The following is a 21,611-nucleotide window of genomic DNA, read 5'->3' as shown; positions in this document are numbered from 1 at the left end:
CCGTCGCAGCTGACTCGGTGAGGTTTTATGTCAGTTCAGGAGCAGCATACGGCGGGACCGCCGGCGCGTGCTTCGTTGATCAATGATCCGAAAGTACGCGGCCTGTTTTACCAGATCCTTCTGGTTTCGGCTCTCGTCGCACTCGGTTATTTCATTGTCACGAACACGCTCGCCAACCTGGAGCGTCAGAATATTGCGTCCGGTTGGGATTTTCTGAGTACCACGGCAGGCTTCGGCATTATTCAGGCTCTCGCTCCCTATTCGGAGACGTCGAGCTACGGCCAGGCGCTTTTTATCGGTTTTCTCAATACGGTTCTGGTTGCCGTGATCGGCATCATATTCGCGACCATTATCGGCTTCATCGTCGGCGTGGCGCGGTTGTCGAACAACTGGGTGATTTCCCGGCTGGCGTATTGTTACATCGAACTCCTGCGTAACATTCCGCTGCTGCTGCAGATCTTCTTCTGGTATTTCGCGGTCTTGAGAGCCGTGCCGGGCAAACGGGATAAATGGTCGTTTTTCTTCAATTCGTTCCATTTGAACATTACCGGCCTTCGCGGTCCCAAACCGGTTTTCGCGCCGAGCGCGGAATTCGTCGGCTTTGCACTGATCCTCGGGATCGTCCTCACCGTCATCGTGGCGCGCTGGGCGCGTAAACGCCAGGAAGCCACCGGCCAACAGTTTCCGATGTTCCGGACCGGCGTCGGGCTCATTCTCGGCTTGCCGATACTGACCTATTTCGTTGTCGGTATGCCGATTTCGCTCGACTTCCCGGTGTTCGTCGAAACGGGACCGATCCTGCGGCGCGGTTTCCAGCTCGGAACCGGTTTCAATGTGATTCCCGAATTCCTGGCACTGACGGCTGCATTGTCGCTTTATACGGCGACCTTTATCGCGGAAATCGTCCGGGCGGGGATCCAGGCCGTCAGCCATGGGCAGACGGAAGCGGCGCACGCGCTCGGCATCCGTCCCGGTCCGACCTTGAGGCTCGTGGTCATTCCGCAGGCCATGCGGGTGATCATTCCGCCGCTCACCAGTCAGTATCTGAACCTGACGAAAAACTCGTCTCTGGCTGTGGCGATCGCCTTTCCGGACCTGGTGTCCGTCGGCGGTACGGTGCTCAATCAGACGGGCCAGGCGATCGAGATCATCGCGATCTGGATGGTCGTCTATCTGTCGCTCAGCCTGATCACCTCCGCCTTCATGAACTGGTACAACCAGCGCATGGCGCTTGTGGAACGATAGGAGCGACCCATGGCTAACGCTGATATGTTTCACATTCGCACCGAGGAGGCGCCGGTCATGCCGGCGCCGGTCTCGACCACCGGTGTCATCGGCTGGATGCGGCAGAACCTGTTCTCGTCCATTCCCAACACCATCCTGACCATTATCGGCATTCTGATCGCCTATTCGATCATCGAGCCTTTCATCAAGTTCGCATTTGTCGATGCGATCTGGACGGGCACGGACCGGAAGGCCTGCCTTCCGGCGGAGGCCGGCGGATACGTCGGAGCCTGTTGGGCTTACGTCGAGGCGTATTTCCCGCAGTTCATCTATGGCCGGTATCCGGTGGAGGAAATCTACCGGGTCAATATCGTCTATGCGATGTTCGTGGTCCTGCTGGTACCGCTGGCCATGCCGAGTGCGCCGTTCAAGGCGATCAACGCGGTGCTGTTCCTCTTCGTGTTTCCGATCGTGGCCTATTTCCTGCTGACGGGTCTGGTGTTCGGGGACACGGTGATCCTGCCGATCGTGGAAACGCCCGTGTGGGGCGGTCTGCTGGTCACACTCGTCATCGCGGTGACCGGGATCGTGGCCTCGTTGCCGCTCGGCATTCTGCTGGCCCTCGGGCGGCGGTCGAAGATGCCGATCGTCAAGCTGGTTTCGGTGATCTTCATCGAGTTCTGGCGGGGCGTGCCGCTGATCACGGTGCTGTTCATGTCGTCGGTGATGCTGCCGCTGTTCCTGCCGGAAGGGGTGGTTTTCGACAAGCTGCTGCGCGTCCTGATCGGGGTGACGCTGTTCTCCGCCGCCTATATGGCGGAAGTGGTGCGTGGCGGTCTGCAGGCAATCCCGAAGGGACAGTACGAGGGGGCGATGGCGCTTGGCCTCAGGTTCTGGCAGATGATGGGTCTCATCATTCTGCCGCAGGCGCTGAAGCTCGTCATTCCCGGCATCGTCAACACTTTCATCGGTCTGTTCAAGGACACCACACTGGTTCTGATCGTCGGCATGTACGACCTGCTCGGCCAGATCCAGTCGTCCTTCTCGGACCCGACCTGGTCGACGCCGACACAGAGCCATTCCGGCTACCTGTTCGCGGCCATGGTGTTCTGGTGCTTCTGTTTCGGCATGTCGCGCTACTCCATCTTCATGGAGAAGAAGCTGCACACCGGACACAAACGCTAGCTGCGACCGGCAGCTCACGGGACGCGGTTGCCGCGTTCCGTCGATGACGAATTTCATGGAGTAGACACTCATGAGTGAAAACGCTGTAAAAAACGACGATCTGGCCGCCGACCGTTCGAGAATGAAGGTCTCGGATACGGATGTGGCCGTTGAAATCATCAACATGAACAAGTGGTACGGTGACTTCCACGTGCTGCGCGACATCAATCTGAAGGTGATGGGCGGCGAACGGATCGTCATCTGCGGACCTTCCGGCTCCGGCAAGTCGACAATGATCCGCTGCATCAACCGGCTGGAGGAACACCAGAGCGGCCAGATCATCGTTCAGGGCACCGAACTCACCGATGACCTGAAAAAGATCGATGAGATCCGCCGCGAAGTCGGCATGTGCTTCCAGCACTTCAACCTGTTTCCGCATCTGACCATCCTTGAGAACTGCACGCTGGCCCCGATCTGGGTGCGCAAGATGCCGAAGAAGGAAGCCGAAGACATCGCCATGCACTACCTGGAGCGGGTGAAGATCCCGGAACAGGCCAACAAATATCCGGGCCAGCTCTCCGGCGGTCAGCAGCAGCGCGTGGCGATCGCCCGCTCGCTGTGCATGAGCCCGAAGATCATGCTGTTCGATGAGCCGACGTCGGCGCTTGATCCGGAAATGATCAAGGAAGTGCTCGACGTGATGGTGGGGCTCGCCGAGGAAGGCATGACCATGCTCTGCGTGACCCACGAAATGGGGTTCGCCCGCAAGGTCGCCAACCGGGTGATCTTCATGGATGCGGGGCAGATCGTCGAACAGAACGAACCGGAAGAGTTCTTCACCAATCCCCAGCACGAGCGCACGCAGCTCTTCCTCAGCCAGATCCTGCATCACTGAGGACGGGATTTGCCCCAAAACGGCATTGTTACCGCTATCGTTTCATGGATATTGCGAGGCCTCACGGGCCTCGCAATTTTCGTTTTCGGCCTTGTTTTCCTGGGCGTACTCGGGATCGTCGTTCCCCGCGGGCCGTCAGGCGGGGCGCGGGCGGACGCCGCTGACCCTGGCGCCGCACGCACGATCCTGTTGCTGTCGAACCCGATCCATACCGATATCGCATTGCCTGCGATACCGGACGTGCTCAAGGCATTCGGCTTTGTCAGCACAGGCGGGCTGGAACTCGATTACCCCGGCGTTCAATGGGTCATTTTCGGGTGGGGATCGCGCCGCTTTTACGTGGAAACGCCGAACTGGGCGGATCTCAAGCCCGGGCCGGTTGTCGCAGCGCTTACGCTCGACAGGTCCGTGATGCACGTCGCCCGCGCCGGACATATCGACACGCAAGCTCCCGATGTTCGCAGCCTGAGCCTTTCGGCCAACGGTTTCTGGAATATGACCGAGGCGATCCGGCAGGATTTTGCGCTCCGAGAGGATGGCTCCCGCAGGGCGCTCGAAGGTGTGAGCTACACGGCCCATGATGCCTTCTTTCCGGCGAAGGGCACCTTCAACGCCTTGAACGGCTGCAACACCTGGACCGCGCGGATACTGCGGGATGGGGGGCTGACCACCGGCTGGTGGACACCGCTCCCGGCGGGGCTTTTGTGGTCAATTGGGCTGCATAATTCGCCATAGGCGTCCCGTCGGCCATATGTTCCGCCGCCGGCCGCCCGTGTTGCTTATATTTACGTTACGTTATTTTCGAGGCGGTATTGCTGGGTCGCGGTAACAGCCTCGGGAGAAATGCATGCGGATCGTCCGGGAACGATGGAAGGCGGTTTGCGGCGGGATCGCGCTTTGCGCCGCTCTTGTGTCAGGCCAGGCCGACAGAGCGGCGGGGCAGGACGTGCCTGCCGGCCTTGTCGCGGTCTGGCGGGTCGAGGCGATCTCCGGCGAGCCGGTCGATCCCGGGATCGGAGCCAGCCTGGAATTCGAGGGATCGGGAACCGTTGACGGGTCCGGCGGGTGCAATTCCCTGTTCGGTCCCTACAGCAACGAAGACGGGTTCAGGATCGGCCCGCTGGCTGTGACCCGCAAGGCCTGTCCGCCGAATGTTCTCACCCAGGAGCAGGCTCTGCTCAAGGCGATATCCGCCGTCCGCGATTTCCGCCTGGATTCGGATAACCAGTTGCTTGTGCTCATGAACGGTACGGGCGATGAGGTCGTGCGCCTGTCAGCCGGAAAATAATGGACCCTGACCCTGGCGGGTCAGTCCGTCACCACCTCGGTGTCGTCCCGGCCGCCCCATTCGGTCCAGGATCCGTCGTAAAGGGTGTGATCCTTGTGGCCGACGAGCGTGAGAGCGAGGGAAATGACCGCGGCCGTAACGCCGGAGCCGCAACTGGTCGTGACGGGCTTTTCCAGATCGACGCCCGCATCGGAAAAGATCTCTTTCAGCCGGTCCGGTGCAAGGAAGGTGCCGTCCTCGGCTGTGAAACCGGTCGAAGGCGTATTGAAGGCGCCGGGCATGTGGCCGCCGCGCAGGCCGGCCCGCGGCTCGGGCACTTCCGCCTTGAACCGGGCGGCAGGCCGTGCGTCGAGGATCTGGCGGCTCTTGTCCTTGATCATCTGCTTGACGTCGTCGAGATCCGCCACGGCGCCGTGATTGAAGCGGGCGGTGAAATGCCGCTCGGGACGGGTTAAGGTGCCATCCTCGACCGGGCGACCTTCGGCTTTCCACTTTGGCAGTCCGCCGTTCAGTATGAAGACCTGTTCCGCGCCCATGACCTTGAACATCCACCAGGCGCGCGGGGCGGAATAGAATCCCGCGGAATCGTAGACCACCACGGTCTGGCCGTCGCCGATGCCGAGCTTGCGCATCTTCGAGGAAAACACATGGGGCGCGGGCAGGGTGTGGGGCAGGTCCGAGTTCGGATCGCTGATGTCGTCGATGTCGAACCGGATGGCTCCGGGAATATGTTCCGCCCTGTATTCCGCATTGGCGTCACGGCCGGCATTGGGCAGATACATCGAGGCGTCCAGGACGACCAGATCCGGCGCGTCCAGATGCTCTGCAAGCCATTCGGTGCTGACAAGCAGATTTTCGGTCATGGCGTTTCCTGTTCCTCAAGTTTCAAAGAGCCCGTGGGACTTGTGCCAGTCCTCGATGGAGAGCTCCGGGTAGCGCTGGAAATGAATATGCCCCGGTCCTTCGGGAACCTCCACCCAGGAAGGTTTGTACTCCAGCATGATATGCACTGTCTCCGGCGGTCGCGGCAAAGGTGTATCAATGGCGGAGGCCAGGGGATGGATCAGCTCCGGCCAGCGCGGGTCCCACAGCCAGAGAGAGGTTCCGCACCGGCTGCAGAAATGCCGCTCGGCGACGCTCTCCTGGCCGTCGATCACGGCGCGAAAGGAGCGTTTCGCGCCTGTGTCGTCATGAACATCAAGGCTTGCGGCTTCCCCCATCAGATTGATGGCATAGCCTCCGCCGCCGTCGGTTTTCCGGCAGACGGAGCAATAGCAGCGCATGTAGGGGTAGGGCGTCCTGCTCTCCAGAGAAAAGGAGACGGCGCCGCACTGGCAGCTTCCTTGGAGTTTCATGGATCCTGTCCCTCCCGGGTTTGCCGGTCAGATGTTCAGTCCGTGAGGCGGATGCGCACCCGGCGGTTCTGCTTGCCCTTGTTCTCGATCTTGCCGAGTTCGAGGCGACCGATTTCGGACGTGCGCTGGACATGGGTGCCGCCACAGGGCTGAAGATCGACATCGCCGCCGATGCGCACCAGCCGGACCTTGCCGGATCCGCGGGGCGGCTTGACCGACATGGTCTTCACCAGCCCCGGATTGGCGTCCAGTTCCTCGTCCGTGATCCATTCGGACGTGACTTCATGATCGCCGGAGGCAAGGGTATTGAGCGTTTCGACCAGCGCCTCCCGGTCGATCTGTCCGTCTGCCACGTCGAAATCGAGCCGGCCTTCCGGATCGCCGATCTGGCCGCCGGTCACGGGATAGGGCAGGGCGACGGACAGAAGATGAAGGGCGGTGTGCATGCGCATGAGCCTGTACCGCCGGGCCCAGTCCAGGTGAGCGACGACTTTGGTCCCGGGCTCGGGAAGGTTCTGGCCCTCGGCCGGAACGTGGACAATCCCGGTCCGGTCCTCGTCATAGACGGTGGTTGCGATTTCAATCCTGCTGCCGTCGTCCAGTTCCAGGTGCCCGGTATCGCCGGGCTGGCCGCCGCCGGTCGCATAGAAGATCGTCCGGTCGAGCAGAATTCCGCCGCGGTCGTTTACCCGCACCACGTCCGCTTCGCAGGTCCGCAAATAGGCGTCGTCGCGGAACAGGGGCTCGGTCATCGCTCTCTCCTGGAAGTGATAGGGTTCGGGAGGTCAATTGAGCAATGAACGCGCGCGGTTGCAAGCACCTTTCGCCGCGAAAGTGTCATCTCAAGACTGCGGGACGTGGACGGTCACAGCACCGGCGACAGGAGCTGGGCGCCCTTGGCGATCACGCGGAAGGCGTAGCTTCTCTTGTCCAGGTCGTCGGGCCCGGTCTGCCGAGAGCAGGCAAAGTCCTCTTCCAGCATCCGGCTTACCTTCTCGATCATGCGCTCATGGGTAAACCACAAGGTGATTTCGAAATTGATGCGGAAGGACCGGTTGTCGAAGTTGACCGTGCCGATCGATGCCAGGTCGTCGTCGACCAGCGTTACCTTCTGGTGCAGGAAGCCGTCCGTATAGCGATAGACCTTGATGCCCCGGTCGACCATGGTGTCCGCATGGGCGTGGCTGGCAAGCCAGACGGTGGTGTGGTCAGCCTTTTCAGGCAAGAGGATGCGCACGTCGACACCGCGCATGGCCGCGGCATAAAGGGCCGTCTGGATATCCATGGACGGCACGAAGTAGGGCGAGGTGATCCACAGCCGTTTGCGGGCCCGTGCTGCGGCTTCCGCAAAGGCGATGGAGCAATCCTCCATGTCATCGGCCGGACCCGTCGGCATCACCAGAACAGGCTCATCACCCGGCTGGGCGATATGATCGATCTTTTCGAACGAGATTTCCTCGCCGTTGGCCCATTTCCAGTCTTCCAGGAACGACAGGGCACAGGCGAGTGCAGACGGACCCGTCACCTTGACATGGGTGTCGCGCCATCGGCCGAATTTCTCCAACCGTCCCATATATTCGTCGGCGACGTTGTGGCCGCCGACCCAGGCGCTGGAGAAATCGGTAACGACGATCTTGCGGTGGTTGCGGTAATTCAGACGCATGGGGCCGAGCATGCGCAGATAACGATGCTGTTCGTTGAAGCCGCTGACGTGAATTCCGGCCTCGCGCAGCCGTTTCATATAGGCCCCGGGCAGGCCGTTGCATCCGACCTCGTCGTAAAGCAGATAGACGGTCAAACCGTCCTTTGCCCGTTCGATCAGGGCATCGGCGAACTGACGGCCGAGATTGTCGTCCCGAAAGATGAAGAACTGAACCAGGATCGTGTGACGGGCCCTGGCGATCCCCTCCAGGATCGAATTGAACGTCGCCTCGCCGTCAATCAGGAGATCGCAGCTGTTTCCGGCAAGAAACGGGAGGCCGGCGATTTTCGAAAGCACCGGCCACTGGCGGGTTTCCTCCTGATCGGTCAGCGCCATGCGTTCGGCACGCTTGCGCCGTCCAAGCCGGCCCAGATCGGACTGGATCCGAATATAGTCGCCGAACGACTTCCAGCCGAAGACGAGATAGAGGGGAACTGTCGGAAAGGGCAGGAAAAAAAGCGATAGCAGCCAGGCGATTGACCCTTGAGATGTCCGGCTGTTCATGATTTCCCGGACCGCGCAGACAAAGGCGGCGACATAAAAACAAAAGGCGATCGCTGCGACGATGCCGAGATTGTTGGCCACCGTGTCCACGACGGTCGCATCATGGACCGCGTCGGAGATCAGCCTGCCATCCTGGGTCGTCGGGTCCATTGCGCGATCCTTGCCGCCGATTTCAGACGAATGGCGCCTTCAGCGTGCCCGTTCGTTCAAGCCAGCCCGGAACGGGCAGGTTCTTGGAGCGCAGGAACTCCGGATTGTAGAGTTTGGACTGGCTGCGGGTGCCATGATCGCACAGGATGGTGACAATGGTATGCCCTGGGCCCAGATCCCGGGCCAGACGCCGGGCGCCGGCCAGGTTGATGGCTGTCGAACCGCCGAGAAGCAGGCCTTCCTTTTCCGCCAGATCGAAGACCAGGGGCAGGGCTTCCTCGTCCGGAATGGCATAGGGATACTCGACCTTGATGTCGCCGACGATCGGCGTCGACCGGCCGAGACCGATCCCTTCGGCAATGGAGCCGCCATCGGTTGCCTTTGCCTCGCCGTCCTTGAACAGGTGATACATGCCGGCGCCCAGCGGGTCGGCGCAGCCGATGGCAATGTCCGGTTTCTGTTCGCGAAGATAGGTCGAGACACCGGCAAGAGTGCCGCCGGATCCCACGGCACAGATGAAACCGTCGACTTTGCCGTCCGTCTGTTCCAGGATTTCCGGCCCCGTTGTCAGGTAGTGAGCCTTGCGGTTATCCAGGTTGTTCCACTGGTCGGCAAAGAGAACGCCGTTGGGCTCGGTCTTCGCCAGCTCTTCGGCCAGCCTGCGGGCCACGTGCTGATAGTTGTTCGGATCGGAATAGGGCTTCGCCGGGACTTCCAGGAGTTCGGCCCCGCACAGGCGCAGCATGTCCTTTTTTTCCTGGGTCTGCGTTTCGGGAATGACGATGACCGTCCGGTAGCCGCGGGCGCTGGCCACGAGCGCAAGGCCGATCCCGGTGTTGCCGGCGGTTCCTTCGACGATCAGGCCACCGGGTTTCAGATCGCCGCGGGCTTCGGCCTCAAGGATCATCTGCCGGGCCGGCCTGTCCTTGACCGATTGTCCGGGGTTCATGAACTCCGCCTTGCCGAGTATTTCGCAGCCGGTTTCTTCTGAAAGCCGATTCAGCCGGATCAGGGGCGTGTTGCCGATCGCGTCGACAACGGAAGGACACACGGTCATGAGGCGTTCCCAAAGCTTGTTATTCTTCACATGACCTAATCCGCCTGCCGGCTTTGTTCAAGTTTGCTGCGCAACTTCGCGGGAGAAATCGTCTCTTGCGCGGCATTCCGCGATTCCACGATCGGCCGGATCGGCTCACTGGAACGTTTGCGAAATCGCGTGAGCCGGGAATGCAGATCCGGAGAATGAGCACAGGGCGAAAAACTGTGCCTTTTTCCGTCCCAAGCGGTGATTGAAAAAAAAGCGGCCCGACCCGTGGGTCAGGCCGCGGTTCGCGGGGGGGAATGAAATTTTCAGGTGGTCTAGACCTGAGCCGTGCCGAAGAGCCAGTTCCATGCGACCTGGACGCGGGTGGCTGCGGCATGGAAGAAGGCCATGACTTTGTTCCAGATAGTTTCGCCAAGGCTGGCCATCGGTTCGGTCGAGGGCTCATCGTCTGCGGGCTTGGCCTCGATGAACTCGATAGTGGTTGCCTGATCGCCTTCCTGAACGATGCGGCGTGTGAAGACGAGCTGTCCGTCGGTCTGGACACGCGATTCATCCGTCTTGGCGACTGTCGTTGCCGGGTCCATGGAACTGACCACAATCGCCCGGCCGTCCGGAAGAAGATGAGTCTCGTTCGTGCCGACTTCGGAATCGTAGATCACCTCACCGTAGGAATCGATCAATTCGACCCAGACGGCCTTCCGGCCATGGATTTCGATCTCGCCGACCCAGATGGTGAGTTCGCTATCAAGCGGATCTGCTTCCTCCGGCGTGGCGGAGGCGACCGTCACGGCAAGATTGTCTTCCGGCAGGTTGATCGTTTCCTGCGGAAGAGATGCGGCGCTCGCACCTACCGTAAAACCGGCGGCGAGACATACGGCGAGTCCAATGCTCTTTATCAACTGGTACATTTGCGCCTCCCAAGGCAGCTATGACCGTTTCGACGTTTCTGTATCCGGATATCTGTTTATGTATAACCGCTTTGCGGTCTCCGGGTTCCATTTGGCGTCGACACTATTTTGCCATTATTGCACCACAAACCGGACAAAAGGTGTAATATGAATCACAAAACTCCTCGATTTTGATCACGATTTGTTAACCAGTGTGTATTTTGGGAAAATTCCTCTAGGGAAGAAGTGGCATATCGACACTTTTGGATCGTTATTTCTGCCAAGTGTCAGTTTGCGTGAGGAAATTGGTTTTGCGCTCATGGGTTACATTGCGGTGTGGGGCCACCAGAAAACCGTGAGGAAATTCGGAAGCAAAAAAGAAGCAGCCCTGCGGCTGCCTGGGGAACGGGGTCGTTCCAGTGTCCTGAAGGGCAGTCGATGGGGCACGCGCTTCAAGAACAATATGGCCGGCGGGGCATGTTGATCGTTGTTGTTCCGGTTCCGCTGAGCCATCGGGCTGCTCAGACCCTTTGATTTCAAGGATGCCAACTGCTCGCAGGAGTTAGGGTATTACTTGGGCAGATTATATTTCTGCCTATTCTTTTGTCGTTCGTTGGTGAAGAGCCGGATCTCTATACTGTGGTAACGTATCCTCCATGACGGCAACTCTTTCATGGATAGAATTGGAAGTTTGTGATTCCATCAATATTGTCAAAATTACGATTGCGGTGCGATCTGGTTTGCCGGGTCATGTTTGAAACTATCATAAATAATTGAAATACCTTATGATATATCAGCCAAATATGCTCCATCTACGGTAGATGAATTTTGTGCGTTTATCTTTTTGTCTGGCTATTTTTGCCTGAATCGGCCGCCGGAGATTCTGTAAACGAACGATCTTTCGGTTGTATCCCGGACAACCGATGCGGGAAATCGGAGATCTGGCTCTGTAGAACGCGATCGGGTACGTGAATCAACAAGCTTAAGTCCGGTGGTCGCATCTGCGGATAATCAGTCTTGCACGGCGCTTGGTTCCCAGGGACCCGATGCGTTTCTTCTTACCCGGATTCCCGGCGTCTCCCGCTTTTGGTACGACCTATATGCGCGGCTTATACCCCCTTCGATATTTGATATTTTTCGGAGAGCGGGCAGTAGTCTACATTGCCGGTCGAAAAGGGAGGCGTCGGTCAGACTGCTTTCGTCAATAAGAACAATGGCAGGCGTTCGACGATGCTCCAGTGCGGGAGAGACTTTGAAGGCGCATCAGATCGTCGCTTTCCGGCGTGGATGAAGCCGACAGTTTCCCTACGCGTGGTGACCGGGAACGCTTGAGCCGTGCAGCACATGAGCCCCGAAAAACAGTTTCAGTCCATCATGGAGACCGATCTCGTCGTTCTCGGCAGCGGCGCGGGCGGGCTGACGGCGGCCCTGTCTGCGTCGCTCGCCGGGCTCGATGTACTGGTGCTCGAGCACCAGACTGTCATCGGGGGAACAAGCGCACGGTCTTCGGGCACGGTCTGGGTGCCGGACAATCACCTGATGCGGGCGGAAGGGATCGAAGGCGACCGCGAACGGGCCGAAACCTATCTGTCCGGTCTGGTCGGCGAACGCGGCGACCGGCGGATGTGGCAGGCTTTTCTGGATGCGGCGCCGAAGATGCTGGCGGATCTGGAGGCCCGTGCGGACCTGTGTTTCAGGCCCTATATGGCCGCACCGGATTACCGCCAGGACGTTGCGGGTGCGGCCTCCGGCGGGCGGCCTCTGGAGCCCTTGGCCTTCGACGGCCGGGAGCTAGGCGAGGATTTCGAGCGCCTTGCCTGGCCGTTGCCGGAACTCATGCTGTTCGGCGGCCTGATGGTTACCCGCGCCGAGGCGTTCAAGCTGCTGCGCGCGGACCGGGATCCCGCCGCCATGTGGCTCGGGTTGCGGCTGGTTGCGCGGTTCCTTGCGGAAAAGCTCACCTACAAGCGCGGCACCCGGCTGGTGCTCGGCAATGCGCTTGTCGCCCGTTTGCTCAAGGCGCTGCAGGAGCGGCAGGTGAGGGTGCTGACCGAAGCGGAAACCACGAGGCTTATTTCCGAAAACGGCCGGATTGCCGGTGTGGAAATGGTCCGGAACGGGCGCCTTGCGCGCATTGTCGCCCGCCGGGGCGTTGTTCTCGCCGGTGGCGGGTTTCCGGCGAGTGCGGAAAAGCGGGCCGAAAACCTTCCCGAACCGGTGGCGCAGTATACCCCGGCAGCGCCCGGCTGCATCGGCAGGACGCTGGATCTGGGGCTTGCCGCGGGTGCGGTGCTCGGGCCGAAGGGCCTGGACAATGCCCAGTGGTTTCCGAGTTCCATCATGAAGCGGCCGGACGGGTCCACGGCAGTCTATCCGCACATCGTGCTCGACCGCTCGAAGCCCGGCCTGATCGCGGTCGATGGGTCCGGCAATCGGTTCACCAACGAGGCGGTTTCCTATCACGAATTCGTCCGCGCCATGTATGCGCGCGGGGGCAACGGTGCGGCGGTGCCGGCCTGGCTGGTGGTCGACCGGGCCTTTATCCGCAAATACGGTCTCGGTCTCATTCGACCGCGCACCCCGGATTTGCGCAAATACGTGGCGAGCGGCCACCTGAAGACGGGGGCGACCATTGCCGAGCTCGCCCGGGAAATCGGTGTCCCGGCAGACGCCCTGGAAGCCACCGTCAGCCGCTACAACGGGTATGCAAAGAACGGCCGCGATCCGGAGTTTTTCAAAGGCGAGACCATTTACGACCGCAGCAATGGCGACGGGGAGGTCAAGCCGAACCCCTGTATCGGCTCGATCGCGAAAGCCCCGTTTTATGCGGTCGCCGTCTGGCCGACACCGCTCGGCACCAGCCGGGGGCTCGTTGCGAACGAAAATGCGCAGGCCCTGGATGGCGACGGAACGCCGATCCCGGGGCTCTATGTGTGCGGCAACGACATGCAATCCGCATTCGGCGGCGAATATCCCGGTGCCGGCGCCCAGCTGGGCCAGGCCATGACTTTTGGTTGGATCGCGGCGCGCCATGCGGCCGCTGTCGACACCGCCATTTCCATCTCAAGAGAAAACGCTTAGGCGAGGAAACATGACGAAACGCAAGGGCGGCGACCTCATCGCCGAATTTCTGGTCAAGGAGAAGATTCCTTACGTCTTCGGGATCTGCGGCCACGGCAATGTGGGGCTTCTGGACTCCCTTTATGACGTGAAGGACGAGGTCAAGCTGGTCTCGCCCCGTCACGAGCAGACCGCGGCCCATATGGCCGACGGTTTCTTCCGGGTCAGCCACAAGCCGGCCGCGACCCTGACATCGACCGGCCCGGGGTCGGCCAACCTGATCATGGGCCTGGCGGTGGCGCAGACCGATTCCTCGGCGGTGTTTTCGATCACGGCCAACGTGCCGACCTCCCAGTTCAACCGGGGGCCGTTTCAGGAACTGAACCAGCATCATCAGGCGGATTTCAACAACGTCATCAAGCCGGTGGTGAAACGGTCATTCCAACCGACACGGGTGGAAATGCTGCCGCTCGCCATGCGTCAGGCGGCCCAGACCATGACCAGCGGCCGTCCGGGCCCGGTCAATCTCGATGTGCCCTACAACCTTTTCATCGAAGAGGCCGAGGTCAAGGAAGAGCCGGCCTGGGCCGGGTTCAATTCCCGGCGCAGCGGCGCGAGCGAAGCCGATATTGCCCAGGCAACCGACTGGCTTCTGGCCGCGGAGCGCCCGGTGATCTTCATCGGTCACGGCGTGACCCTGTCGGAAGCCGCAGGCGAACTGGTCGCCCTGGCCGAGCGGCTGTCGATTCCGGTGATCAGCTCGCCGAACGGCATGGGCTGTATGGACATGCGCAACGAGCTGTCGCTGGGCTTTATCGGACGCAACGGCGCCTATCAGGCCAACCAGGCCGGCCGTCATGCCGATCTGGTTCTGGCCGTGGGCGCGCGCTTTGACGACCGTTCCGCCTCATCCTGGATGCCGGGTTATTCCTGGAATTTCCCGGAAACCAAGTTGATCCATGTCGATGTCGATCATGCGGAAATCGGCCGCAACTATCCGCCGGACATGGGCATTCTCGCCGACGCCAGGGCTTTCCTGCGCCAGGTGCTCAGCGAACTCGACCGGCGCAATGTCGGAGCCGGCGGGCGTCTGGACGGCTGGCGCTCCCAGATTGCCGGCTGGAAGGCCGAGTGGGACACCTTCGTGCAGCCCGGTTTTGACATGCACAGTTCGCCGATCCGGCCGGAGCGGATCGTTGCCGACTGCCGCAAGATCCTGCCCGACGACGGTATCATCACCCTGGATTCCGGCATTCACCACAACTGGTTCATGCAGTTCTGGGAATCGCGCCGGCCGCAGTCGATGCTGAACACCTGGGGTTATTCCGGCATGGGCTTCGGTCCGAGTTCGGCGCTGGGTGCGAAACTCGCCGCTCCCGACCGGCCGGTGATTTCCGTCTGCGGCGACGGTGGGTTCACCATGGTGCCGCATGTGCTGTGCACGGCGGTGGAATACAACATTCCCGTGGTCTGGATCGTGTGGAACAATTTCGCCTGGGGTGCGATCCGCGACCTGCAATACGCCTACTTCGACGGCCGCGAATATGGCACCGCCTTCTATCAGGGGCCGAACCACGAACCGTACAACCCGGACTTTGCCGCCTGGGCGCGGGCGGCCGGGGTCGACGGCTACACCGTCACCCGGTCGCAGGACTTCGCGGGCGTGCTGGAACAGGCGATCGCCGCCAACCGTCCGGCCCTGATCGACGTTCATGTGGATGCCGATATCAGGCCGCCGGCGACCGGTGCCTGGGAATTGCCGCCGATCGTGCCGAAGCAGCCGGTGTTCGGCGGGCCCTGGCGTCCGGGCGATGCGACCTAAGGATTTTGAGGGAGAAAACGAATGGCCGACAAAGGCAAGGCATGTATCCGCAATATCGCAGAAGAGCCGTGGCAGCAGTTTCCGGGGCATTTCGGCAGTGCGCTGTCCAAGGCTCTGGTGCATCCGGATACCACGGGATCACAGCAGCTCGACTACCGGATCTCCACCTACCAGCCGATGGCCTATGTGGAGCGCCATGTCCACAAGGTGCAGGAGCAGGTCTATCACATTCTCGATGGCGAGGGCCTGATGGAGATCGACGACGAAACGAAGGTGGTGCGCAAGCACGACGTCATCTTCATTCCGCCGGGCTGCTGGCATTCGATCCAGAACTCCGGACTGGGCGATCTGACCTTCATCGTCGTCACCACGCCGCTGAAGGACGAATAGGCCGGAGTTGGCCTTTTAGAAATGAGCTTCGGCGTGGATGGGTTCCGCGCCGAAATCATGTCAGGTGCGTATCAGATCATGACGCTTGAAGACGCCAGTGTGCGCAGCACGGAATTGTCCTCGAAGCCTTCCCATTCCCGGTTTTCAATCAGTTCCTCGGTCGTTTCCTTCAGCTCCTTCGCGACGACCGCTGCGGCCGTCGACAGATGTTCGGGGGCAAGGGAATAGAGGAAGTTGCGGCGCCGAAACCGGGCATCCGAAATCGGCAGGCAGCGCCACTGGCGGCCCCTTGCCCCTTCCTGCATGACGGCGCCCATCGGCTTGATGGTGGCGCCGATGTCGTCATAGACGCAGTTCATCAGCAGGGACAGGGAATCGATTTCCGCGACCACGTTGGTCGACAGACCCCGGTTCTCGAATTCCGCCGCGATCCGCTGCCTGAGCCCGTGCGAGCCGGTCGGCAGAATCAGCGGAATTTGCGAGGCCTCCTCGATGGTGATGGAGGTCCGTCCCGCGGGCACGAGTTTGCTGTGCTTCGGGATCATGACGAAGAGTTCTTCGATCAGGAGCGGCTCGACGGTCAGCTCGGAGGAGATGTCGCTGGAAAACAGCACGGCCAGATCGAGCTGGCCGAGGCGCATCAGATGGCCGATGTGTCCGCTCATGCCTTCCACCACATTGAGCAGAATGCTCGGGTAGCGTTCCCGGATCTTGCGGACGAGATTGAGCCCGATGGTCGCGACGGTCGTGGCGGGCAGGCCTACCGACACCATGCCCTGGACGGCTCCGGTATCGCTGCGGGCGATCGACAGCGCCTGGTCGAGCTGACGCAGCATGAAACGGGCATGGTGATAGAGCGCCAGGCCGTTTTCGGTCGGCGAGACTCCCTTCGACGAGCGGTGCAGGAGCGGCTTGCCGACCTCATCCTCCAGCTTTGCAAGCTGCTGGCTGAGCGCCGGCTGGGCGATCAGCAACTGGCGGGACGCCTTGGACAGGCTGCCGCTTTCAACGATCTGGACAAAATAACGGAGTTGGCGCGTGTCTAACATGTTGACGATCTAACTCCTGTTTTAGCCATAAGTCCACCTTATAACCCGTCTCTCTATTTAATATTTCCGCCAAAAAAAAGGATTTTCTACAATCCGCCCATCATCGACCAAGCTGGTCCGAAGATCAGCGCGAATAACCTGAAAAACAATATTTCTCAGTGGATCGTGCACAATGGGAGGAAATACCATGACTAATCGCAACAGTTCAGGTGGGGCCGGCAGCAGCCTGGTGACCCGCCGCTCGGCATTGAAACTCGGCGCGGCCGGGATCGCGGCCGGTTCCGTTCTCGGGATGCCGGGCATCCTCAGGGCGCAGGACGTCATCAAGGTCGGTCACCTGACCCCGAAAACCGGCTTCCTGGGCGTTCTCGGCGAATATGCCACGCTCGGCATCAAGCTTTCCGTCGACCAGATCAACGCTGCCGGCGGCGTCAACGGCAAGATGCTTGAACTGATCTCCGAAGATTCGATCAATCCGGATGTCGCGACCACCAAGGCGCAGCGCATGATCGAGCAGGATAATGTCGACTTCCTGATCGGTGAAATCAGCTCCGCATCTGCGCGGGCGATTTCCCAGGTCGCAGAGCGCAACAAGAAACTGTTCATCGCCGTCGGACCGCGCTCCGACACCCTGCGTGGCAACAGCTGCTCCAAGTACATGTTCTGCACCGATATTCCGAACACCGTGATGGTGAATGCGGTCGGTGGCGCCCTCAAGCGTGAGGGCATGGTCGATGGCAAGAAATTCGTGACCCTGACGGCCGATTACGTCTTCGGACACGATCTGCTGCGGGCGGCGAAGGCCTTCTTCGATGCCAATGGCGGCATTCTGGTTTCCGATGATCTGGTGGCAACCGACGTGACGGACTTCAGCCCCTACCTCTTGAAGATCCGCCAGGCCCAGCCCGACGTGGTCTGCCTGAACCTCGCCGGCAACCAGGTGACCAATTTCGTCAAGCAGTATGCCGAATACGGTCTGCCGTTCCCGACGGTCGGCTTCAACCTGAACACCGCCGACGCCTGGGCGGCCGGCATCGGCAACCTGAGCGGCACATGGCCGACCCCGTGGTACGATACGCTGCAGACCGAAGGGTCGCAGGCCTATGTGTCCGCGTTCAAGGAAGCCTATGGCAAGCTGCCGGAAAACCATTCCTGGATTTCCTTCGTGGCGATGAGGATCATGGCCAAGGCGATGGGCGATACCCAGTCCGTCGGCACGCCGGACCTGATCGAGTATCTGGAATCCGGTCAGAAGTTCGATCTTCTGAAGAACCGGGACGGCTACTTCCGCGCTGGCGATCACCAGCTGATCCAGGAAGCCTTTGCCTTTACCGTCGACGAGAAAGCGGAAAACGAGCACGACATGATCGTTCTCGGTGATCCGGTTCCGGGGCCCGATGAGCCGCTGGAATCGATCTTCCCGACGGTCGAACAGAACGGATGCAAGCTCTGATCCGCTTCACGATCTGAAGACCTGAATCGGGACGGGCGTCGTTCGACGCCCGTCCTTAGGAAAGTTGCGCGGCGGATCTCACGGGTCCCGCTAGTCGAAACCCCTCCGACATCCGGACTGCGAGGGCAGGGGCCCTCGCAGTGGAACGGTCGGGGCAGTGCGACGCTCAGAACGCCGTGCCCATGTTTCGGAAATTGACATGCAGTTCGTCTTCCTGATGGAGCAGGTGGTGAATGGTCTCGTTCTCGGAGGCTATTACCTGCTTATCGCCCTTGGCCTGTCGCTGATTTTCAGCGTGGGCGGCATCGTGAACCTGTCACATGGCGCCTTCTACGCGATCGGTGCCTATATCTCGATCGAGATCGCCAGGGTTTTCGGCTTCGCCGGCGGGGCGGTCCTGTCGCCCGTGATTGTCGGTTTGCTCGGAATTCTGTTCGAGCGGTTCATCCTGCGCAGGTTCTACCGGGCGGATCCCATTCTCAGTCTGCTCGTCACCTTCGGCCTTGCCATGGTGGGCGAACAGCTGATCCGGATTATCTGGGGGGCTGCCCCGATCCCGGTTTCCCTGCCGCAGGCGCTGAAAGGTCCGGTGTTCATCGGCGACTTCCTGTTTTCCAAGTACCGGCTGTTCCTTCTCGGCGTCGTGATTGTCGTCCTGACCGGCATCTGGCTGCTCTTGAACAAGACCTCCTTCGGCCGTGTGGTGCGCGCCGGCATCCAGCAGCCCGACATGGTCGCGGCACTTGGCATCAGGCTGCAGCCCTACATGACCACGGTCATTGTGCTCGGTGTCGGGATTGCGGCCCTTGGCGGCGCCCTGTTTGCCCCTATCACCATCGTTCATCCCGCCATGGGCGCGGAAATCATCACGGTCGCCTTCGTCGTCGTCATCATCGGCGGGCTCGGCAGCTTCTGGGGCGTGATCCTCGCAGCCCTTCTCGTCGGCGTTGTCCGCGGGGTGACCATCTATTTCTATCCGGCGGCAGGTGCCGCTTCCATCTACGTCCTCATGTTCCTGGTGCTCATGTTCCGTCCGCGCGGGCTTCTGGGTGAGCGGATCGAGAAATTCGAATAATGAAAACGACACTTCTGCAAAAATACCGGCCGCTTTGGATCGCCGTGGCCGTGATGGTGGTCCTGCCGCTGCTGATGCCGCTGATCGGTCTCACGGTGAACACGGCGTCCGTCGTGGTGATCCTCGCGATTGCCGCCATCGGCCTCAATCTGCTGGTCGGCTATACGGGCCTGCATTCCTTCGGCCATTCGATGTGGTTCGGCATGGGTGCCTACGCCGCCGCTCTCGCCCAGCGTAATCTATTCGCCGACCAGATCATTCTGCCGATCCTTCTTTCGATGGCCTTCGTCGCGGCGATGGCGCTGGTGATCGGCATTCTGATCCTGCGGCGTAGGGGCGTTTATTTCGCCCTTCTGACCCTGGCGCTGGTTGCGCTCAGCTACACAATCGCCTTCCGCTGGACTGAAGTGACCGGCGGCGAGGACGGTCTGGGCAATCTGGCGCGGGGGACGATCGGACCGATCGATCTCGATGACAGCATCAGCTACTACGGGTTCGTTGCCGTTGTGGCGGCCCTGGTGCTCTTTGCCATGATCCGCCTGCTGCGTTCGCCGTTCGGCCATGTGCTGGTCGCAATCCGCGAAAATCAGCAACGTGCGGCGTTCCAGGGCTATGACATCCAGCGCTACAAGCTGATTTCGTTCATTCTTTCCGCCGTCATCACCGGTCTTGCCGGGGCGCTGTCGGGCTTCGAGCACTATCTGGTGTCGGCGGAGACCACATCGGTCGCGTTTTCCGGCGAATTGCTGGCTATGGTCGTCATCGGCGGCATGAACAATATCCTCGGTCCGGCGATCGGGGTGATGTTCTACATCCTGTTCCGCGAGATGTTCTCCATCTGGACGGGCAACTGGCTGCTCTGGTTCGGGCTGATCTTCGTCGCCTTCGTGCTCTACTCGCCGGGCGGTATCGCCGGTATCTGGGGCCAGATCCGCAACAAGCTGCGGCCGGCGCCGGAGGAAACGGCGGCGATGAGCCGGCGGAAGATCTATGACGGCCTCCCGCTGCCCGGGTTCCTGCGGCCGAAGCCTCGCTCCGGTCCGGTGCTTCAGGTGGAAAACATCGACAAGAGCTTCGGCGGGTACAAGGCGGTCAATCACGTGTCCCTGGCGGTCGACAGCGGCCAGATCCATGCCCTGATCGGACCGAACGGGGCCGGCAAGACCACCACCTTCAACCTGATCTCCGGCATGTTCCCGCCCGACGGGGGTGCGGTCAGGCTCAATGGCGACCGCATCGAAGGGCTGCCGGCCAACCGGATTGCGGAAAAGGGGCTGGCCCGGTCGTTCCAGATCACCAATCTCTTCGAAGGGGTGTCGATCTACGAGAACCTGCGCCTTTCCGTCCAGGCCAAGCATCCGTGCCGGTACAATTTCTGGCGGGATATCGATAGCTACAACGATGTGCATGAGCATACGGAAGAGCTGACGAAGTTCCTCGGACTGGAAGGGATCGAGGATATCAACGGCGGCGACCTGTCCTACGGCGGTCAGCGTCTGGTCGATCTCGGAATCGCGCTGGCGTCCAAGCCGCAGATCCTGCTGCTGGACGAGCCGCTGGCCGGCCTGGCTGCGGCCGAACGCGAGCGCGTTTCCAGCCTGGTCCGGCGGATGGCGGAAAACATTCCGGTCCTCATTGTCGAGCACGATCTGGACCGGGTGTTGTCTCTCTCCCACGAAGTCACGGTCATGAACCAGGGCGAAGTCCTGATGACCGGCGATCCGGAAGCGGTACGTGCCGACAAGCAGGTGCAGGAAATCTACACCGGCACCGGCACGCCGCCGGTCACCGGCCGAATGGGTGGCCAGGACACGGCGGCAGAACCTCTGCTGAAGATCGACGGCATCAACACCTTCTACGGCAAGAGCCATATTCTCAACGACGCGACCCTGAATATCCGCAAAGGGGAGATCGTGGCGCTGCTCGGCCGGAACGGGGCCGGCAAGTCCACGCTGCTGAAGAGCCTCGCAGGCCTCGTGCCGCCGAAAACCGGCAGCATCCGCTTCGACGGCCAGGAACTGGTCGGCCTGTCCGCGCCGGATATCGCGCGCGCCGGTGTCGGCTATGTTCCGCAAGGCAGGGGCATCTTCTCCGGCATGAGCGTCGGCGACAACCTCGCGCTCGGCCGTCTGGCGCGTGCGACGGATGGAGACGGCGCGGTCGTGTGGAGCGAGGAGAAGATCCTCGACATGTTCCCGCGCCTGAAGGAACGCTATCACACGCCGGCCGACTTCCTGTCCGGCGGCGAACAGCAGATGCTGGCGGTAGCCCGGGCGCTTTCGGGCAATGTGAAGCTCCTGCTCCTGGACGAACCCTTCGAAGGGCTGGCGCCGGCGATCGTGGAGGAACTCTTCACCGTCTTCGACAAGTTGCGGCAGGAGCTGCCGATCCTGATCGTGGAGCACAATCTGGATCTCGTTCTGGCTCTGTCCGACCGGGTCTTCGCGCTCGAACGCGGCGCGGTGTTCCACGAAGGCCCGGCTGAGGCCCTTTTGACCGACATCGACTACAGAAAAGAAATCCTCTGGCTTTGACCCGGCAGGAAAGG

18 protein-coding genes are annotated in these 21,611 nt (G+C 60.9%); 11 read left to right on the top strand and 7 right to left on the bottom strand.

Features of this window, described 5'->3' with window-relative positions; translation table 11 throughout:
* Positions 1-27 precede the first annotated feature (27 nt).
* The 5 genes from HK439_RS21395 to HK439_RS21375 all read left to right on the top strand — a co-directional run bounded on the left by HK439_RS21395 (position 28) and on the right by HK439_RS21375 (position 4,571).
* On the top strand, positions 28-1,245 hold the full coding sequence (locus tag HK439_RS21395) for an amino acid ABC transporter permease (RefSeq protein WP_190293514.1): 1,218 nt from the start codon (positions 28-30) through the stop codon (positions 1,243-1,245).
* Between the two features lie 9 nt (positions 1,246-1,254).
* A complete protein-coding gene (locus HK439_RS21390) occupies positions 1,255-2,409 on the top strand; it encodes an amino acid ABC transporter permease (protein ID WP_190293513.1) in 1,155 nt (384 codons plus the stop codon).
* 70 nt (positions 2,410-2,479) lie between these two features.
* A complete protein-coding gene (locus HK439_RS21385; RefSeq protein WP_328804214.1) occupies positions 2,480-3,283 on the top strand; it encodes an amino acid ABC transporter ATP-binding protein in 804 nt (267 codons plus the stop codon).
* A gap of 51 nt (positions 3,284-3,334) precedes the next feature.
* The gene (locus HK439_RS21380) at positions 3,335-4,018 is read left to right on the top strand and encodes a TIGR02117 family protein (protein WP_209011976.1); all 684 of its coding nucleotides are present in this window, start codon (positions 3,335-3,337) and stop codon (positions 4,016-4,018) included.
* 112 nt (positions 4,019-4,130) lie between these two features.
* Positions 4,131-4,571: an META domain-containing protein gene (locus HK439_RS21375; protein ID WP_190293512.1), complete on the top strand. Its 441-nt coding sequence runs from the start codon at positions 4,131-4,133 to the stop codon at positions 4,569-4,571.
* A gap of 20 nt (positions 4,572-4,591) precedes the next feature.
* On the opposite strand, the gene sseA is transcribed toward HK439_RS21375, so the two are convergent.
* From sseA to HK439_RS21345, 6 genes are all read right to left on the bottom strand, one after another.
* Positions 4,592-5,434: a 3-mercaptopyruvate sulfurtransferase gene (gene sseA, locus HK439_RS21370; RefSeq protein WP_190293511.1), complete on the bottom strand. Its 843-nt coding sequence runs from the start codon at positions 5,432-5,434 to the stop codon at positions 4,592-4,594.
* A gap of 15 nt (positions 5,435-5,449) precedes the next feature.
* Entirely contained in the window at positions 5,450-5,926 is a 477-nt protein-coding gene (locus tag HK439_RS21365; RefSeq protein WP_190293510.1) for a GFA family protein, read from the bottom strand.
* A gap of 35 nt (positions 5,927-5,961) precedes the next feature.
* Positions 5,962-6,678, bottom strand: coding sequence for an alanyl-tRNA editing protein (locus tag HK439_RS21360; protein ID WP_190293509.1), 717 nt, complete (start codon positions 6,676-6,678; stop codon positions 5,962-5,964).
* A gap of 113 nt (positions 6,679-6,791) precedes the next feature.
* The gene (gene cls / locus HK439_RS21355; protein WP_190293508.1) at positions 6,792-8,282 is read right to left on the bottom strand and encodes a cardiolipin synthase; all 1,491 of its coding nucleotides are present in this window, start codon (positions 8,280-8,282) and stop codon (positions 6,792-6,794) included.
* Positions 8,283-8,304: 22 nt separating this feature from the next.
* On the bottom strand, positions 8,305-9,339 hold the full coding sequence (locus tag HK439_RS21350) for a cysteine synthase A (RefSeq protein ID WP_190293507.1): 1,035 nt from the start codon (positions 9,337-9,339) through the stop codon (positions 8,305-8,307).
* A 302-nt stretch (positions 9,340-9,641) separates the two neighbouring features.
* Positions 9,642-10,235: a hypothetical protein gene (locus tag HK439_RS21345; RefSeq protein ID WP_209011975.1), complete on the bottom strand. Its 594-nt coding sequence runs from the start codon at positions 10,233-10,235 to the stop codon at positions 9,642-9,644.
* A 1,323-nt stretch (positions 10,236-11,558) separates the two neighbouring features.
* Here HK439_RS21345 and HK439_RS21340 point away from each other — a divergent pair.
* Genes HK439_RS21340 through HK439_RS21330 form a run of 3 tightly spaced genes read left to right on the top strand, consistent with a single transcriptional unit; the run spans position 11,559 to position 15,486 of the window.
* Entirely contained in the window at positions 11,559-13,295 is a 1,737-nt protein-coding gene (locus HK439_RS21340; RefSeq protein ID WP_190293506.1) for an FAD-dependent oxidoreductase, read from the top strand.
* A 10-nt stretch (positions 13,296-13,305) separates the two neighbouring features.
* Positions 13,306-15,096 carry a thiamine pyrophosphate-binding protein gene (locus tag HK439_RS21335; protein WP_190293505.1) on the top strand — a complete coding sequence of 597 codons (1,791 nt, stop codon included), beginning with the start codon at positions 13,306-13,308 and terminating at the stop codon, positions 15,094-15,096.
* Positions 15,097-15,117: 21 nt separating this feature from the next.
* The gene (locus tag HK439_RS21330; RefSeq protein ID WP_190293504.1) at positions 15,118-15,486 is read left to right on the top strand and encodes a cupin domain-containing protein; all 369 of its coding nucleotides are present in this window, start codon (positions 15,118-15,120) and stop codon (positions 15,484-15,486) included.
* Between the two features lie 71 nt (positions 15,487-15,557).
* On the opposite strand, the gene HK439_RS21325 is transcribed toward HK439_RS21330, so the two are convergent.
* Positions 15,558-16,535, bottom strand: coding sequence for a LysR substrate-binding domain-containing protein (locus HK439_RS21325; RefSeq protein WP_190293503.1), 978 nt, complete (start codon positions 16,533-16,535; stop codon positions 15,558-15,560).
* 187 nt (positions 16,536-16,722) lie between these two features.
* Between HK439_RS21325 and HK439_RS21320 the strand changes: the two genes are divergently transcribed.
* The 3 genes from HK439_RS21320 (at position 16,723) to HK439_RS21310 (ending at position 21,597) form a co-directional block, all read left to right on the top strand.
* Entirely contained in the window at positions 16,723-17,988 is a 1,266-nt protein-coding gene (locus tag HK439_RS21320) for an ABC transporter substrate-binding protein (RefSeq protein WP_190293502.1), read from the top strand.
* Positions 17,989-18,187: 199 nt separating this feature from the next.
* On the top strand, positions 18,188-19,063 hold the full coding sequence (locus HK439_RS21315) for a branched-chain amino acid ABC transporter permease (RefSeq protein WP_190293501.1): 876 nt from the start codon (positions 18,188-18,190) through the stop codon (positions 19,061-19,063).
* Positions 19,063-21,597 carry a branched-chain amino acid ABC transporter ATP-binding protein/permease gene (locus HK439_RS21310; RefSeq protein ID WP_190293500.1) on the top strand — a complete coding sequence of 845 codons (2,535 nt, stop codon included), beginning with the start codon at positions 19,063-19,065 and terminating at the stop codon, positions 21,595-21,597. Before HK439_RS21315 ends, HK439_RS21310 begins: the two co-directional genes overlap by 1 nt.
* The last annotated feature ends 14 nt before the right edge of the window (positions 21,598-21,611 follow it).

The sequence above is a fragment of the Roseibium aggregatum genome, assembly GCF_014692675.1.
Classification (GTDB): Bacteria; Pseudomonadota; Alphaproteobacteria; order Rhizobiales; family Stappiaceae; genus Roseibium; species Roseibium aggregatum_C.
Note: the sequence above shows the minus strand (reverse complement) of the source record. Positions and strands in the feature narration are given on the sequence as shown.

What these genes read in the sequence shown, in the direction of transcription:
- HK439_RS21395 (WP_190293514.1), top strand. Translation starts at nt 28, where the DNA reads ATGTCAGTTCAGGAGCAGCATACGGCGGGACCGCCGGCGCGTGCTTCG.
- HK439_RS21390 (WP_190293513.1), top strand. Translation starts at nt 1,255, where the DNA reads ATGGCTAACGCTGATATGTTTCACATTCGCACCGAGGAGGCGCCGGTC.
- HK439_RS21385 (WP_328804214.1), top strand. Translation starts at nt 2,480, where the DNA reads ATGAGTGAAAACGCTGTAAAAAACGACGATCTGGCCGCCGACCGTTCG.
- HK439_RS21375 (WP_190293512.1), top strand. Translation starts at nt 4,131, where the DNA reads ATGCGGATCGTCCGGGAACGATGGAAGGCGGTTTGCGGCGGGATCGCG.
- sseA (WP_190293511.1), bottom strand. Translation starts at nt 5,434, where the DNA reads ATGACCGAAAATCTGCTTGTCAGCACCGAATGGCTTGCAGAGCATCTG.
- HK439_RS21365 (WP_190293510.1), bottom strand. Translation starts at nt 5,926, where the DNA reads ATGAAACTCCAAGGAAGCTGCCAGTGCGGCGCCGTCTCCTTTTCTCTG.
- HK439_RS21360 (WP_190293509.1), bottom strand. Translation starts at nt 6,678, where the DNA reads ATGACCGAGCCCCTGTTCCGCGACGACGCCTATTTGCGGACCTGCGAA.
- cls (WP_190293508.1), bottom strand. Translation starts at nt 8,282, where the DNA reads ATGGACCCGACGACCCAGGATGGCAGGCTGATCTCCGACGCGGTCCAT.
- HK439_RS21350 (WP_190293507.1), bottom strand. Translation starts at nt 9,339, where the DNA reads ATGACCGTGTGTCCTTCCGTTGTCGACGCGATCGGCAACACGCCCCTG.
- HK439_RS21345 (WP_209011975.1), bottom strand. Translation starts at nt 10,235, where the DNA reads ATGTACCAGTTGATAAAGAGCATTGGACTCGCCGTATGTCTCGCCGCC.
- HK439_RS21340 (WP_190293506.1), top strand. Translation starts at nt 11,559, where the DNA reads ATGAGCCCCGAAAAACAGTTTCAGTCCATCATGGAGACCGATCTCGTC.
- HK439_RS21335 (WP_190293505.1), top strand. Translation starts at nt 13,306, where the DNA reads ATGACGAAACGCAAGGGCGGCGACCTCATCGCCGAATTTCTGGTCAAG.
- HK439_RS21330 (WP_190293504.1), top strand. Translation starts at nt 15,118, where the DNA reads ATGGCCGACAAAGGCAAGGCATGTATCCGCAATATCGCAGAAGAGCCG.
- HK439_RS21325 (WP_190293503.1), bottom strand. Translation starts at nt 16,535, where the DNA reads ATGTTAGACACGCGCCAACTCCGTTATTTTGTCCAGATCGTTGAAAGC.
- HK439_RS21320 (WP_190293502.1), top strand. Translation starts at nt 16,723, where the DNA reads ATGACTAATCGCAACAGTTCAGGTGGGGCCGGCAGCAGCCTGGTGACC.
- HK439_RS21315 (WP_190293501.1), top strand. Translation starts at nt 18,188, where the DNA reads ATGCAGTTCGTCTTCCTGATGGAGCAGGTGGTGAATGGTCTCGTTCTC.
- HK439_RS21310 (WP_190293500.1), top strand. Translation starts at nt 19,063, where the DNA reads ATGAAAACGACACTTCTGCAAAAATACCGGCCGCTTTGGATCGCCGTG.